This window comes from Thalassotalea sp. PLHSN55 (genome assembly GCF_052030545.1).
GTDB lineage: Bacteria > Pseudomonadota > Gammaproteobacteria > Enterobacterales > Alteromonadaceae > CANMXU01.
In genome coordinates, this window is record NZ_JBPDIH010000006.1 from 35515 (window position 1) to 51837 (window position 16323).

Here is a 16323-nt window from a genome sequence, read left to right on the forward strand (position 1 = left end):
ACTAAAATGAATACCCCAAAACCACAAATGAACACGTTAGCCAATTGGCAACCGGCGTTTGCTGATTCTAATTTTTTAACGATTAATAGCCTTGAATGTCATACCGGCGGCGAACCGCTGCGCATCATTACTAGCGGTTTTCCTCCGTTAAAAGGCGATACTATTTTGGCTAAACGCCGAGATTGTCAGCAGCACCACGATCACTTACGCCAAGCACTAATATTTGAGCCGCGCGGTCATGCCGATATGTATGGCGCCATCATCACTGAGGCAGAGCGTAGCAACAGCCACTTTGGCGCTATTTTCATTCACAACGAAGGCTATTCCACCATGTGTGGTCATGCGGTGATCGCCCTTGCAAAATGCGCGGTTGAATCAGGCATGGTTGCACAAACTGGTAAAATTACTGAGGTGATAATTGATGTGCCCTGCGGGCAAATTTATGCCAAAGCCGTTGCCAAAAACTTTCCTGAAAATACCACCATTAGCGAAGTAAGTTTTGAGTCAGTGCCGTCGTTTGTTTTTGCGCAACAGCAAACAATTGATGTTAAAGGCATAGGCATTGTTGAATTTGATATCGCCTTTGGCGGCGCTTTTTATGCTTATGTTAATGCCAAGCAGCTTAACCTTGCGCTGAGCAAAGAAAATCATCAAACCATAATCGACTACGGCAAAAAAATTAAAACCGCTGTTGCTGAAAAAGTATCAGTTGAACACCCTTTTGAAGCTGATTTAAGTTTTTTATACGGGGTGATTTTTGTCGAAGAGTATATCGATCTCCCACACACTGACATTCATAGTCGTAACATTTGCATTTTTGCTGACGGTGAACTTGACCGAAGCCCTACCGGCAGTGGCGTAAGTGGCCGAATCGCCCTTCACGTTGCTAAAAAAGAGCTGCCTCTACTTAACAGCATAACCATTGAAAGCATTTTAGGCAGTCAATTTAGCGTGCAAGCCATCAAACAACTCATTTATGGTTCAGAAGAGCAAAGCTATCACGCCGTTATTGCAGAAGTTACTGGCGAAGCGTTTATTACCGGCAAAGCCCAGTGGTTAATTGATAGCAACGACCCACTAAAACATGGCTTTTTATTACGCTAAACCATATGGGATCAAAGATGAAAATTAACCTACTTCGCCAACAAGTATTAACCGATACTCACAGCGCCATGCTAATTTTTAACGAGCTCAACATTCGCTATTTATCAGGCTTTTCTGGCCATGCGGCAACGCTTTTAATTACCGATAAAGTCAATTATTTACTGACCGACTACCGTTATCTTGCCCAAGCAACAAGCGAAGCGATTGGCTTTAAAATCATTTGTCGAGACAGACAAAAGCAAAGCTTAGCTGAGTTGCTCATCAGCTTATTAAATCAAGAAAACTGCCAACAGCTATTTTTTGAAAGCGAGCACATCAGCGTTGCCAAGTGGCAAAGCATGTCAAAGGAAATTTCTGAGCAATCATCCATTACACAAGTTACTGCTATGGCAGGGCAAATTGAAAAGCTGCGCATGGTAAAAACTGAGCAAGAAATTGCTTCTATTCGCCAAGCGGCAGCTATTGCCGACCAAGCACTGAGCAATATTTTACCGCTGATAACACTTGGCATTACCGAGCGAGAACTGGCCAATGAATTAGAGTATCACATGGCAAAACTCGGCTCACAAGCGCTGTCCTTTGCCACGATTTTATTATTTGGTGAGCGCAGTGCATTGCCTCATGGCATTCCTTCTGAGCGCGCGCTCAAACAAGGGGATTTAATTCTGATTGATTTTGGCGCGGTGATTAACGGCTACCGCTCAGATATGACCCGCACCTTTGTTTTTGGCAAGGCCAGTGAAAAACAGCGACAAGTTTATCAACTTGTGCAGCACGCCCAGCAAGCGGCTATCGATAAAGTAACAGCAGGCGTGAGCGCCGCGACTTTGCAAAATACCGCCGATGAAATACTGCAACAAAGTGACTATAAAGATTTTACCGGCGAAAGCATCGGCCACGGCCTTGGTTTACAGCTGCATGAACCGCCTTTTCTCAGCCCAAGCTGCACAACATCGATAGTTCAAGGCTGTGTTTTCACTATAGAGCCGGGCATTTATATTCCCAACTGGGGCGGCATTCGCATAGAAGATGACGTGGTTTTAACCCCAAATGGCCTAGAAATTTTAACCCAATCCCCGAAAGAGCTAACTGAGCTTTAGTTGAGCTTTAGCCGAGATTTAGCTGAACTTTAGCCGGGCGTGAATCGACATTTAAACGCTCGGTGTTTAACACTTTTGAGAAAATTAGAAAATGATGAAAATTATCACTACCGAACAAGTACAAAACAGCCTGAACTTTGCTGAATTAATTCCACTGCTAAAAACCAGCTTTGCCAAGCCGTTTCATATGCCGCAACGACAAGTGCACGCACTTGCGCCAAACGATGTGAACAATCACGACGCTTTTGCGCTTCTCCCTTCTTGGAATGATGAAGTGATTGGCAATAAAATGTTTACCTATTTCCCAGACAATAGCCAAAAACACGATATTCCCGGGCTGTTTTCAAAAATCATGTTATTTCGCCGCGCCACCGGTGAACCGCTCGCACTGGTTGATGGCACAAGCGTCACCTACTGGCGCACCGCAGCCATTTCAGCATTAGCAAGCCAGTTATTATCCCGAAAAAATAGTCAGCATTTAATGTTATTTGGTACCGGCAATTTAGCCGCGTATTTATTACATGCTCATATTCAGGTGCGCAAGTTATCCAAAGTGACTATTTGTGGGCGCAGCGCTAAAAAGGTACAAAAATTAATTAATGAATTTAGCCCGTTATACCCAAACATTAGCTTTCACACTAGCGTTGACGTAAATGAAGAAGTGCCGCATATAGATATTATTGTTTGCGCAACGGCTGCCAAAACCCCACTATTTTCAGGGGAGTTAGTCAGCGATGGTTGTCATATAGACTGTTTAGGAAACCACCTTGCCACGGCGCGAGAATGCGACAGTACATTAATCAAAAGAGCACGAGTATTTGTTGATAGCTTAACCAATACCTTAAATGAAGCGGGCGAATTATTAATTCCTATTGAAGAAGGCATATTTAGCCCAGAGGAGATTGTTGGCGAACTCACGGATATGTGCACCAAGCCTGAACTATTAAGGCAATCAGCTGAAGAAATCACCTTATTTAAATCGGTTGGCACCGCAATCAGCGATTTAGTTACCGCCTACTTGGTTTATCAAAAAATAGGCTAATTCGTTAATTCTTAAAGGCGTTGAATAAAATCAGCTTAAATTAACTTAAGCCAACTTAAGCCAACTTAAGCCAACTTAAGCCAAAAAGGCTGTTAGTTAATCAATACTATCGGTGCCCACCAAATTGCGATAATGGTAACGATAATTAAGCCAATAATATTTAACGCAAAACCTGCTCGTGCCATTTGTGGAATGTTTAATTTACCCGAAGCATAAACAATGGCATTGGGCGCTGTGGCAACAGGTAACATAAAGGCAAAACTTGCTGCTAAGGTGATGGGTATACACAGCAGTAAGGGGTCAATATCTGCTTGTAACGCAATGGCCGCCATGACAGGTAAAAATGTTGCTGTGGTCGCTAAATTACTGGTTAATTCAGTTAAAAATATCACCAAGGCCGTTGCTGCTAACACCAAGACAATTAAGCCAAAACTTCCCAAAGGAGATAAGCTTTCGCCAAGCCATGTGGCAAGCCCAGATGATGAAAATGCCGAGGCTAAACTTAAACCGCCACCAAAAAGAATTAATACCCCCCAAGGTAACTGTTGGGTGTGTTGCCACGTCATTAACTGTGCCTGTTTTTTATCACCGCTAGGTAAAACAAACAACGCTAACGCACCGGCCATAACAATGCCGGCATCCGTTAAAAAGGTAATGTCGAACATACTGGCTAATGGTCGTCTTAAAATCCATAACGCCACCACAGTTAAGAAAACAGCGGCAACACGCTTTTCTGGTGCAGTTATTTGGCCAAGGTCACTTTTTAAGGTTTCTAAATGTTCAGTAACCGCAGAGCTTTGCGCGATATTTACCTTATATAAAACATGAGTTAAACCATACCAAGCAATAGGTAGCATAATCAGCATTAATGGCACGCCTATCGCCATCCATCCGGCAAACGACACTTCAATGCCATAGTGTTCACTGACATACGCGGCAAATAACGCGTTAGGCGGTGTGCCTACTAACGTCGCCATTCCGCCAATGGTGGCAGAATAGGCCAAACCTAATAACATCGCGGTTTGAAAACTCGATTTTTGCTCATCAGTTAAGGTTTTTACATTATCAACAATTACCGTCACTACCGACAATGCAATTGGCATCAGCATCATGGTGGTCGAGGTATTGGTCATCCACATAGACAGCAGTGCGGCAACCGTCATAAAACCTAAAATCAGCTTTTTACCGTCTGAACCTGTATGGGTTAATATTTTCAGCGCCACCCGTTTATGTAGCTGCCAACGCTCTACCGCTAGCGCTAAAATAAACGCTCCTAAAAACAAATAAATTATTGGATTAGCATAGGGCGAAGCCGCAGCTTTTGCCGTGGTAATACCTAACATAGGAAACGCAATTACCGGTAGAAATGCGGTTGCGGGCACCGGCACAGCTTCCGTTGCCCACCAAATTGCCATCCACAGGGCAATTGCGGCAGTGCGCCAAGCAACGGGCTCCATTGTGGTTTGAAATTGATTGGTGAACATCATAATGATAAATATCAATGGCCCAAGAAATAAGCCGATGCTTTGATATAGGGCACGCTGATCTGGCGCTCTTAAGTCTTCGTTTTGGGGAGATTGTGTAACTGTGCTATTGGTTGTCATTATTGAATATCTAACTGATTATTATTGTTTTGCTAGAATATTTGTCTAGCCTTTTTATGATCAAGAGTGTGACATAGAGTTGAATATTATACCAATTAGATTAAATAAATGATGATGTTACTAGAGCGTGCTATTAATTCTCGCTCGGTTGCTCTATTGAATGTTAACAGTGCGCGAAAGCGCCAATAAAAAAGCCAAAACAAGCGCAGATAAACAATAATTACTGGCGCAAGTTTTGGCAAAGCACTAAGGGTAAAGTACTGAAGCTAGTTACATGATGAAGTTGACGCGTCCTCGTTAGCAGGTACGATGTTGATACCGCTAATCGATAAGCTCAAACTACCTTGAGTTGATAATTTAAATGCTTGGCTAATTTGATTAAAGTCGCTTGCATTTTTTGAAAGACAATTTAAGTCAATACCAATATCGGTCCAAGTATCTAACGGTAAAGCAGATAATTGCGCGCTAATGTCATGACTTAATTGACAACCTGCTGCGCCACTTTCGCCTTGCTGACACTGCATTGAAACAAGTACTGGCTTAGCGACATCAGATTCACGTTTCACATTAAGGGTTAATCGCGAACTTTGTGCACTTTCAGCATTAAGTGTCACGCCTTTATCGCTAACAAACTGAATACCAACCGGTGCATCTGATTTTACCGTTAGGCGAAACGCATCTTCTTGAACTTCTTTATCTATGGTGCGGTAATGAATGCCCGGCAACAGTAAGTTACTCGCGACAACATCTTGTTGTTCATGTTCTGAAAACAACTGCATTTTCCATGGTTTAGCAACTTGACCAGCAAAAACTTTAACCGTTTGCTCGCTATCTAAATTTGCTTGATACTGCTCGGATAAGTTATCTGCTAAAACATTGTCGTCACCGTAGCGCAAACCAAAGCCATAAGGCAGCAATGGCTGGTAGTCGTCATCAAAACGGTTAACGATTTGGTCTGCGGTTTGTGGCCAAGAGAAAGATAATTTACCAACAAAATCATGTTGCACTTTGCCGATGCTATCGCTAAGTAATACATCTGCAACCGCCTTACCTTCAGAGCCCGGCAACCAAGCGGCAACAAAAGCATCACTGGCATTTAACTCGGCATTCACCCACATTGGTCTGCCACTAATAAATACCGCAACCACTGGGATATTTTGTGCCTGTAAGCTTTTAAGTAACTGTAAGTCTGACTTATGACCTTTTTGATAAACTAAATCTGCGATATCACCTTGCCCTTCGGCATAAGGCTCTTCACCAAAAACGACAATGGCAACATCGGGCTTGTCAGTATATTGACCTTTTTCACTCAGGGTTACTTTACCGCCAGCGGCATTTATTTGCTGTGCTAAACCATCATAAATTGAGCTACCGCCTGGAAAGTCACTATTTTGATTATTTGTGCCTTGCCACGTAATTGTCCAACCACCTGATTGTTTGCCAATATTATCAGCAGCATCACCGGCGATTAAGATATGTTGCTTAGGCGATAATGGCAGTAAATTTTCTTTGTTTTTCAATAACACTAAAGATTCACGTACTGCCTGCTCTGCCACTTGGCGATGTGAAGCTTGACCAATTAACTCAGTTTTACCTGAAAATTGACGTTTGGCAGGGCTTGGTTTATCAAACAAACCGGCGCGAAATTTCACCCGCAAAATGCGAGTCACTGCATCATCAATACGTGACTGCTTAATGGTGCCATCTTTCACCTGCGCAATGGTATTGTGATACAAAGGCTTCCACGCATCAGTTGGCACCATATAAATATCTAAACCGGCATTAACTGCCTGCGGGCAGCTTTCGTTGCTACAGCCTTTAACTTGTCCATGACCATTCCAGTCTCCAACAACAAAACCGTCGAAGCCCATTTTGTTTTTTAAAACATCCGTTAATAAATAGCCGTTACCGTGAACTTTTTCGCCATGCCAGCTGTTGAAAGACGCCATTACCGATTGCGCGCCTGCGGTTAAGCCACCCACATAACCTTGTGCGTGAATGTCAAATAACTCTTGCTCAGAAGAAATATTATTGCCTTGGTCATCGCCATCTACTGTGCCGCCATCACCGATAAAATGTTTAACGGTACTAATAACGCGGTCGTCTCCTAGAAAGTTTTTACCTGCATGACCTTGTAGCCCTTTTACAATTGAGCTGGCGTAGGTTCTTACAATTTCAGGATCTTCAGAATAGCCTTCGTATGTTCTACCCCATCGGTCATCACGTACTGTGGCAACTGTTGGTGCAAAAACCCAGTCAATACCGGTTACCATCACTTCTGTTGCGGTAATTTGCGCGATTTTTTCAATTAACTCAGGATTATTAGCTGCGCCTAAACCAATATTATGAGGAAATAAGGTCGCGCCAATAACATTGTTATGACCATGTACAGCATCTGTGCCCCACATGGTTGGAATTTTGCTGCCATCAAGCGAGTCGTCAATTGATGCTTGATACATATCTTCTGCTAAAGCGATCCAGTCTTGCGGTGTTGAATGCTTGTTGTTATTGGGGAAAGCACCGCCGCCATTAAGGTAAGAACCAAAACCGTATTTACGCATATCTTCTACGGTAATATCGCGAATTTCTGGCTGGATCATTTGAGCAACTTTTTGCTCTAACGTCATACTAGCCAATAGATCAGCTACTTTTTTTTCTATCGCCGCATCTTGAGCCACTTCCGATGTTATGGTTGGCCAAATAGCTAGATTCTTTTCACTTTTTGGGTCACTTTCTTCAGTCACTGGGTCTGAAGTACAACCAAAGGCACCGGTAAGTGCTATAGCCATAAGGACTTTATTTTTAGATATTTTCACGAGCTTTACCTTATTCTAATTTATATTGCTGAGCAGTTAATTTTTTAACTCCTCAATACTGCGAGCTCATCCCTATTCGCGCAGTCACTCACCTTGCTTATTGTCATATCTTTGTGAAGTTAGCTTTCCACTTAAAAATGTAAGCGCTTCCATTTTTACCATACTCGCTAAAACTATGTAAAGAAATACCGCGAGATTAGTATGGTGTTAGCCACAATATGAACTGTTTTCAAGATGCAATTGAACCCCAAAATAGTAAGTGTTAACCATATAAACGATAACCAAATAAGCGATAATTATGCACTTGCTATTTTTGTTGTGTTAGAGAGGCTTTTTGCCTCGAATAAATGGTGCCACCACAATAATTAAACTCAGGTGAACGCTACAATGTGCTTTAGCGTTCACCTTTGTTTAGCCGTTATTTAAAGCTGTAACGGGCACCTATGGTGTAACGAGAGCCGTATTGACGAGCAAACAAAAATTGCTCTTCATAACGACCATAACCTTGTTCGGTTTCATTCGTTAAGTTCAGACCTTCAAAAAACACAGTGAAGTTGGCATTAATATCGTAGTTAATACTCATATCCACTTGACCATACTCTTTGGCGAACTGAGGTGGGTTATCAGATGAGCCTTGGCTTTGACCAACACCAATAAGATATTCATCACGCCATGCATAAGTCACTTTCACCGACAAGTCATCTTTTTCATAGAAGGCTTGAAAGTTAGCAGAGTCACTTAAGCCGGTTAATGGTGTTTGCGGCTCTAAATCGGCAACATCATCAACACGTGTTATATCATCTACGTCAAAGTTAACATCGCCATCAACTAAAGTTGCATTGGCACCAAAACCAAAACCTGTGTCACCAAAGAAATGTTGAATCGCAATTTCAAAACCATCCACCATTTTATCGTCTGGTGTATTGAATGGGCGGGTAATATCCCACTGCATTAACGGATCGTCACCGGCTGGCTCAATGTAACCTTGGTCATTTAAGGTTGCGCCGTTAGCCTGCATTTGTGCGAATATTTCATCATTAGTTGGATTGCCACCTAAGTCAGCGACCGCTTGATTCCAACGCGCACCTTGATAGATATCGCGCATGTCATCGATGGTGGTGGTGATCGTTTGGCTTGAAATAAAGTTCTTCACATCTTTTCTAAAGTAACCGACTGACGCATAGCTACCTTCAGCGTAATAATACTCAAGCGTTAAATCCAAATTGGTTGATTCATAAGGATCCAGATTCGTATTACCTTCACTGCCAATACGTGAGTTAGGTCGAGTACTAGCACCCAATGATCTAACACCCGCTAATGAACCTAATGGCGCACGTGCAATAGTTTTACCCCACGAGGCACGAGCGATTAACTCATCGGTTATTTCAATTTTAGCGTCAATCATCGGTAAGAAAACATCATGCTCGCCGGTTACTTTTAAGAAGTTGTTGTCGCCTGGTAAATACTGCGTATGCCACTCACTACCGCCCTTCCACCAAACCTCAGTCGGAATAGCTTGCATCACGTTACTGGTAACATCGGTTTGCTCATACCTAAAGCCAACATTTACCTGAACGAGATAATCGGCAAGTTCAAACTCTAACATCGAAGAGGCATAAATACTGGTGGTATCTTCCTCAACATAACCTTCCGCTTGCACACTACCTTCACGATACGGGTCAGTACTGAAATAATCATCACCTAATAAGTCGCGATTTAAGAAAGCTTCTGAGCGAGCAACGGCTTCATCAAAATCAAAGCTGTAATAGTAGCCAGCGCCAATTGGGTTATCGCCATTTGAAAACTCATCTAAAAAGTTATCTGTGGTGTTGTATTCAAACATGCCATCTGGAAATGCTGCAGAGTAGTTTGGATTAAAAAGAAAGCTACCAATTAAGCCACTCCACGCACTTGAACCGCCAATGCGTTGTTCGGTGCGAGCAGCACCAAATTTAACATTAACAACAGGCGTGTCGTACGGGCTTTCCCAAATACCGTCGAATTGCAATTGCTCAACTTCTGATTTACCTGGGCTATGAATGAACTGACTAAAATGCGAGTCCATTTCGCTTGGCATTAACGTCGTTGAACCATTATTCCAAAAAATGGTACCTTGCGGAATGTCGCCTTCTCTAAAGTCATAGTGTTTAGTGACTAACTGATCTGAGCCAAACACTAACGAGCCAGTACCATTCATGCCTTTGTCAGCACCGTTATCAATTTCACTTTCAGAGTCATGATAATCAAGTGACAAACTTAAGTTGTCAGTTGCTAGCCATTCCAGATTAAAACCTAACGACTTTTCATTCACTTCGGTGGTATGACGGTTGGCGGTATACGAGCCATCGTTACCTGCTAAATCAGCAAAGATTACTGTACCGTTTTCATCAAGTTCATAGGCATTAATATTGCCGCCGTAATCGTGCCATTGTCCCCAACCAATTGAATTGACACCGGTGATCGCTTGCCCTGTGGTGTAATCTAAGGTAATGATCACCTCTTCGATAGGCGCGTACTGAAAAGTGACATTGGCGTTAGTTCGTTCACGCTCAACATCGGCAATTCCATAGTTCATATCACGCGGAAAAAAAGCGCCAGCAGCGGCATTTTCATCACGATTATCAACCACGTTTTCTGGGTCTAAATCCGGTAAGGCATCATTAGCTTGATACTGCCACCCTTGAATATTGGCGGCTTGTTGTTGAAAATCACGCTCTTGATGCGAAAAAGCAACCGAAAAACCCACCGTATCATCAGCATAAGTATTCGAGTATAAGCCCGAGAACTCAGGTGTTAAATCATCACCTTCAACATTTGAAGTATCATGAATACCTTTAGCTGACAGCACCATTTTCTCACCTGGGCTGCTAAATGGTTTTGTCGTTATAATATTCACTGTTGCCCCTAAACCACCACTTGGGTTTTCAGCGCGTGCCGTTTTTTGCACTTCTAAGGTACTAACACCGTCAGACGATAAGTTTTCTAGACTGTATGAACGGGTATTACCTGTGCCTGGCATTTGTCGGCCATTTAAGGTGATAAGGTTAAATTCTGGACCAAAACCACGCACGGTGATTTGGCTACCTTCACCATTGCTGCGGCTAACGGTTACACCAGTAATACGTTGTAGCGATTCAGCTAAGTTAGTGTCTGGGAATTTACCCATGTCTTCAGCTGAGATAACATCCATCACCCCTGAAGCTTCTTTTTTAAGTGACATTGAGCGGGTTAAACTGCTCATAATGCCGGTCACTTGAATAACTTCAATTTCTTGGTCGTCGTTGTTCGTTAGCTGAGCTTCTTCAGCTATCGCGCTTTGACTTGCGCTTGCATAGATAATGGCGGAAATTGTTAGCGCCAAACGTTTTTTAGTAAAATTAAACTGTTTCATAATCGATCCTACTTTTTTATAGTTTTAATGGCGGTGACCACAACATCAGCGGTCACTCAAGAGTTAATAAACAAAGGTTAAGGTACGGTGATCATCACGTTATCAAGGCGATAAACCGCTCCTTCTCCTGCGCCCCATGCAGGGAACACCATTAATACATCGATTTGGCTAATATCTAAGCCAGCTACTACTAAGTCTTGCAATGAATAGGTATAGGTTTGCCATGTATCTAATACCGGCGCTACGCCTTCATTACTGTCGGTTAAGTCAAGTTCAACCGCTGCACTTGCATCACCTGATTCAATTTTAAATATCCATGCGGCACTGGCATCATTTGGCATTGAAGTAACTTTCATTTCAAATTGCACCACACCACCAGACAGTAAGCTTGACGCATCTAAATAAACATTATCATCAGCTAAAATACCCATAACCGTCGCGGTTGCACCAATTGCAAATTCTGCCACAGAGGCATGTTCTACATCGTCAATGACGACCGTTGGCGTTGAACCACCACAACAATCCCAAATCGTCCATTGATCACGAGCTTGTTCATCAAACAATACTAAGGTTGATGCATCGCTCGCATTTGGATCGTAAATTTTTACGTTATCTAAAAGGTATACCGCCCCTTCGCCGCTGCCCCATGCAGGAAATATCATTAAGACATCAATTGCTGAAATATCTAAACCAGCATTAACCAGATCGCTGATAGCGAACGTATAGGTTTGCCATGTATCTAATACCGGTGCTACGCCTTCATTGCTGGCTGTTAGATCAAGTTCTGCCGCTGAATCACCCTCGTTACTTTCTACTTTAAATAACCAAGCTGCCGCTGCATCGTTTGGCATTGAAGTCACTTTCATGTCAAATTGAATAACACCGTTTGATAAAATTGCAGAAGCGTCAAATGGCGCTGGTGTTGCAGGATCTTCAACAAAGGCACTGCGAGAAATGAAGCCCATTACGGTCGGTTCTGCGCCAATTGAGAATTCAGCAACGTCGCCATGGTCAGCGTCATCAGCAATCACCATTGGGGTTGAACCACCACAACAATCCCACATCGGCCAGCTGGCATTTTCAGCATCGTCAAATACCGTTAAGCTTGGCGAACTGCCAGTTGCGCCAGCAATTTCTAAATTAGTCACTTGATACACTGCGCCTTCACCCGCGCCCCATGCCGGAAATATCATCACCACGTCGATAGCGGTAAGATCTAAATCTGCATCAGAGAATGCACTTAACGGGAAGGTATACGTTTGCCATTGGCCAGCAACAGGCGCTAAGCCTTCTTCACTTTCTGATAATTGAAAATCAACAGCGGTTTCTCCGTCGTTACTTTCGACTTTAATAAACCAAGCAGCACTTGCATCATTAGGTGCTGTGGTTACGTTCATGTCGAATGAAATGTAACCTGTATCAAGTAGCGGTGAAGCGTCAAATGGCGAAGGCACACCTGGGTCTTCTACAAAAGCTGAGCGAGAGATAAAGCCCATTACGGTAGGTTCTGCGCCAATAGTAAATTCAGTTACGTCGCCTTTGTCAGCGCTAGTAACAATTGCGGGTGTTGAGCCACCACAACAATCCCATGCCGGCCAGTTAGGATTTGCTGTACCGTCAAAAATTGTCAGGTTTTGGGCAACTCCGTTTGAAGGTGGTACTGGAGTTGGCGCTTTGCCTTCAATTAAAGCACCATTTGGAAATTCATCACTGGCTGGAAGGTCATAACCGGCACGCACAGTTTCACAGCCTTTACCCGTATCTGGGTTTTGCTCACATTGATAAACACGAACATAATCAATAGCAAAAGTTTGACCATTAACAAAAGCTTCGTCATCAACGCCTAAATTATTTACATTTTCAGGCCAGTTACCACCTACCGCTAAGTTAAGTAATAGATGGAACTTTTGGTCAAATGGTGCAGCATCCCAATAGGTGGTTAATTCACCCGAAATTGGGTCAAAGTTTTCACTAAACCAGCCTTTATGTTTTAAGGCAAATGGGTCGCCGTCGCCATTGTAAAGCACTTCAGATTGACGTTGGGTAGCATAAAGGTAGCCATCAACATACCAACGCATCTCACCTTCTTGCCACTCAATGGCATAGGTGTGAAAATCGTCAGCTGGGTTGACGCCATCAGGTAAACTATAAGACGTACCTGAATGCGCGTTATCTGGCCATTCTTTACCGTAATGTAAAGTACCATAAACTTTACTTTCAACAGCACCTTCACCGTCAACAGTTTTTAGGTTAACCGCTTCAAGAATATCGATTTCGCCTGATTTTGGCCAACCGCCGTAAACATAATCGGTTGGTAACATCCAAAAGGCTGGCCAACTGCCTTGCCCACTCGGTAATTTGGCGCGCATTTCAAAACGACCATATTTAAAATCGGCTTTATAACGCGTATTTAACCGTGCTGAGGTATAAGGCTGAGCAGCGCCTTCTTCAGCCGGCAAAGCAACAATATTTAAAATACCATCGTTGATAAACGAGTTAGCCGCATCATCGGTATAACATTGTCTTTCGCTATTACCACCACCATCACAATTTACTTCATGGCTCCACTTTGACTGGTCAATGGCTGCGCCATCAAACTCATCACTCCACACCATTACCCAATCAGTAACGGGTTGTTGTGGATCAATATTACTAGTATCCGTATTGGTTTCAGCGCCACCGCCACAACCTATTAAAGATACTGTTGAAGCCAAAACACACATCTGCGTGATTTTTTTTGCAACTTTAATCATAATTTGCTTTTCCAAGTGCTCAACAACATTCATATCTATGTCGTTGTGTTATTTATTTCCTGCCTAATGAGTTTTAATATTTATTTGTGTTGGCAAGAGCAAAATAACCTGACAATTAAACAATGAATTTAACGACTGCATACGTATTCATCGCCCCCTATCTTCATCATGGTTCGATTTACACTTGGTTACAAACTAGATGCGCTGTCGCGTGTTTTTGTTGCGGCATGAGTGCATTTTTCCCTTTTTAAACGATGAAACGAGATAAATATGCGATAACAGGTTAAGGGTAATTGGGCTTGTTTAGGTTTAGCTAGACTTGTTTAGACTCAAGTAACTCTTGAATAGCAGAACTGTAGTTGCGGCTAACTTTTAAATGCACATCGTCACCAAGCTCAAGTAAACTCTCACTATTACGTAATGAACGTATGCTTTTAATGCAGTTAATATTAACCAAGGTTGATTTGTGAATGCGTTTAAAAACACGCTCATCGAGCTGGCTTTCAAGCTTTTTCATGGTGATTCGAACGATATGCGTTTCTTGATCAGTATGCACACACATGTAATCTCCGGCGGCGTCGATCCAACGGATTTCTTTAACCGGCAGAAAGACCTTTTCGTTGTCGCTGTTTTTAATCACCAGTTCTTGGCAAAAGCTGGTTGGCAAAGGTTGATTAGACTCTAACCAGTTTTCCAATTCACTTATTGGAATACCAGAGCTTTCCCCTAGCGCTTTTAATAGGCGGAATTTTTCATTATTAGGTTGTTGCGGATTATGTCGTTGTAAAATACGCTCAACTGTTTTTTGCAAGCGCCCTAAGTTGGCCGGTTTTAATACATAATCAATCGCATTAAGTTCAAACGCTTCAAGCGCGTATTCACCATAAGCGCTGACAAACACCACCATAGGCAAAATATCTGACTGCAGCGATTGCACCACTTCAATGCCATTTAACCCTGGTAGACGTAAATCAAGAAATAAAACATCGGGGCATAACTCATGGCACAAGTTAATTGCTTCATCGCCATCACTTGCTTGGCCAATAACCTCGATTTCTGGAATTTTTTCCAAACGTAATTTTAGCCCTTCTAATGCTAAAGGTTCATCATCAACAATTACTGCAGTTAATGCTTTGCTCATAAAAAGCCCCGATTAAATAGTGGGAATAACAATAGCGACCGTGGTGCCTTGCTCGTTATTTTCAGTAATATTTATTTCATAGTCTCCATTAAACATAGCATCTAATCGCGCTTTTGTATTGCTTACTCCTATACCAAAGCCATTGTTCTGCTTGTTGTTTTCACCAGAGCCGTTATCTTTTACTTTAATGTGTAAACGATTACCAAGGTGCTTAGTGCTAATGCAAATAACACCATCTTTTTTGCGTGGCTCTATTGCGTATTTAATCGAATTTTCTACCAAAGGTTGCAGCAACATACTCGGCACTTGATAGTCTAAAGTGGCATTATCTATGGTGATCTCAACATTAAGCCGATCAGCAAAACGTACTTTTTCAATGGAAAGGTAAAGCTCAAGCAATGCCAACTCATTTTTTAAGCTCGTTTGGCTTTTTGCATTGGTATCTAATGAATAGCGGAAAAATTCACACAGTTTATCGAGCATTTCATTAGCTTTATCATTTTCATGTTTATAAATAAGCGTTGATATCGCGTTAATCGTATTAAACATAAAGTGCGGATTAAGCTGATACCTCAGCATTTGCAGCTGTGCATCTTTAGCCGAGGTTTGCGCGCGTAGCAACATTTCATGTTCTTTTTGCAGCTTAGTGTTGTAGAGCATAATGAAAAATATTGCCGTCCAGACAAACATAGTGGTTAATGAAAATAACAACCAACCACCAAATTCAAGCGTATTCCACGACTCGTTCCATGCTTGGTTATAAACAAGCACTTTATAAGCACTCAGCTTAAAAACGTTAAAAATTAAACCTAATAGCGCGGCAAAAACAAAACTTAACGACAAGGTGCGCTTTAACGGTAAATGCACTATCGCCCGAATAAAACGCCATTGAAGATACGACAGAATAAAACCACAGCCCGTCTCAGCAGCTAAATTTAAAAACTGTCCGGAAAAATTAAAATTAGGCTCGCTAATTTGAGGTCGAATAATGGCAATAAAAACCACCAAGGCATAGCCAAGCCAGCCTGAGCACTGCAATAGCCAAAACTGAAAACTTTGTTTAGCAAAAACAGTACTTTCTAATTCGAGTAAGCTTTGCTCTTTTGGTTCTTCCATTATATTTATCATATTAAACCATATCGATACCGTTACTATTACTGACAATTAACCACTATTCAACATTACAAAATACATAACATTGTTGCTATTGCGTAATTTTTGCGGCAAGACGTGCCAAAATTGAGGTAACAGCAGCGCTGTTGTTTTAATACGGCGTGGCATTAATATTCGAATTAAAGCGCTAAACAGCATTTATCTGGCATGTTTTAGCACCTAACAAGCTGAAATAATGCTACGTAGCAGGTATTCACGA

9 protein-coding genes are annotated in these 16323 nt (G+C 42.2%); 3 read left to right on the plus strand and 6 right to left on the minus strand.

The features are described from left to right. Positions 1–6: 6 nt before the first annotated feature. From ACRRSQ_RS12745 to ACRRSQ_RS12755, 3 genes are all read left to right on the plus strand, one after another. Complete coding sequence (locus ACRRSQ_RS12745) at positions 7–1104, plus strand: proline racemase family protein (RefSeq protein ID WP_440876136.1); 1098 nt, start codon at positions 7–9, stop codon at positions 1102–1104. A gap of 17 nt (positions 1105–1121) precedes the next feature. Then, a complete protein-coding gene (locus ACRRSQ_RS12750; protein ID WP_440876137.1) occupies positions 1122–2204 on the plus strand; it encodes a M24 family metallopeptidase in 1083 nt (360 codons plus the stop codon). Positions 2205–2298: 94 nt separating this feature from the next. After that, complete coding sequence (locus ACRRSQ_RS12755; protein ID WP_440876390.1) at positions 2299–3246, plus strand: ornithine cyclodeaminase family protein; 948 nt, start codon at positions 2299–2301, stop codon at positions 3244–3246. Positions 3247–3338: 92 nt separating this feature from the next. On the opposite strand, the gene ACRRSQ_RS12760 is transcribed toward ACRRSQ_RS12755, so the two are convergent. The 6 genes from ACRRSQ_RS12760 to ACRRSQ_RS12785 all read right to left on the minus strand — a co-directional run bounded on the left by ACRRSQ_RS12760 (position 3339) and on the right by ACRRSQ_RS12785 (position 16067). Continuing rightward, a complete protein-coding gene (locus ACRRSQ_RS12760) occupies positions 3339–4850 on the minus strand; it encodes an SLC13 family permease (RefSeq protein WP_440876138.1) in 1512 nt (503 codons plus the stop codon). A 266-nt stretch (positions 4851–5116) separates the two neighbouring features. Then, a complete protein-coding gene (locus ACRRSQ_RS12765; RefSeq protein WP_440876391.1) occupies positions 5117–7639 on the minus strand; it encodes a glycoside hydrolase family 3 N-terminal domain-containing protein in 2523 nt (840 codons plus the stop codon). A gap of 445 nt (positions 7640–8084) precedes the next feature. Then, a complete protein-coding gene (locus tag ACRRSQ_RS12770) occupies positions 8085–11057 on the minus strand; it encodes a TonB-dependent receptor (protein ID WP_440876139.1) in 2973 nt (990 codons plus the stop codon). Positions 11058–11134: 77 nt separating this feature from the next. Next, the gene (locus ACRRSQ_RS12775) at positions 11135–13810 is read right to left on the minus strand and encodes a family 16 glycosylhydrolase (protein ID WP_440876140.1); all 2676 of its coding nucleotides are present in this window, start codon (positions 13808–13810) and stop codon (positions 11135–11137) included. Positions 13811–14123: 313 nt separating this feature from the next. Beyond that, the gene (locus ACRRSQ_RS12780) at positions 14124–14951 is read right to left on the minus strand and encodes a LytR/AlgR family response regulator transcription factor (protein WP_440876141.1); all 828 of its coding nucleotides are present in this window, start codon (positions 14949–14951) and stop codon (positions 14124–14126) included. A 12-nt stretch (positions 14952–14963) separates the two neighbouring features. Continuing rightward, positions 14964–16067 (minus strand): sensor histidine kinase, encoded by a 1104-nt coding sequence (locus ACRRSQ_RS12785; protein WP_440876142.1) that lies wholly within the window; start codon positions 16065–16067, stop codon positions 14964–14966. Positions 16068–16323 lie beyond the last annotated feature (256 nt).

Bases quoted from the DNA above. Each gene is read 5' to 3' on its own strand.
- ACRRSQ_RS12745 (WP_440876136.1), top strand. From the start codon at position 7: ATGAATACCCCAAAACCACAAATGAACACGTTAGCCAATTGGCAACCG.
- ACRRSQ_RS12750 (WP_440876137.1), top strand. From the start codon at position 1,122: ATGAAAATTAACCTACTTCGCCAACAAGTATTAACCGATACTCACAGC.
- ACRRSQ_RS12755 (WP_440876390.1), top strand. From the start codon at position 2,299: ATGAAAATTATCACTACCGAACAAGTACAAAACAGCCTGAACTTTGCT.
- ACRRSQ_RS12760 (WP_440876138.1), bottom strand. From the start codon at position 4,850: ATGACAACCAATAGCACAGTTACACAATCTCCCCAAAACGAAGACTTA.
- ACRRSQ_RS12765 (WP_440876391.1), bottom strand. From the start codon at position 7,639: ATGGCTATAGCACTTACCGGTGCCTTTGGTTGTACTTCAGACCCAGTG.
- ACRRSQ_RS12770 (WP_440876139.1), bottom strand. From the start codon at position 11,057: ATGAAACAGTTTAATTTTACTAAAAAACGTTTGGCGCTAACAATTTCC.
- ACRRSQ_RS12775 (WP_440876140.1), bottom strand. From the start codon at position 13,810: ATGATTAAAGTTGCAAAAAAAATCACGCAGATGTGTGTTTTGGCTTCA.
- ACRRSQ_RS12780 (WP_440876141.1), bottom strand. From the start codon at position 14,951: ATGAGCAAAGCATTAACTGCAGTAATTGTTGATGATGAACCTTTAGCA.
- ACRRSQ_RS12785 (WP_440876142.1), bottom strand. From the start codon at position 16,067: ATGGAAGAACCAAAAGAGCAAAGCTTACTCGAATTAGAAAGTACTGTT.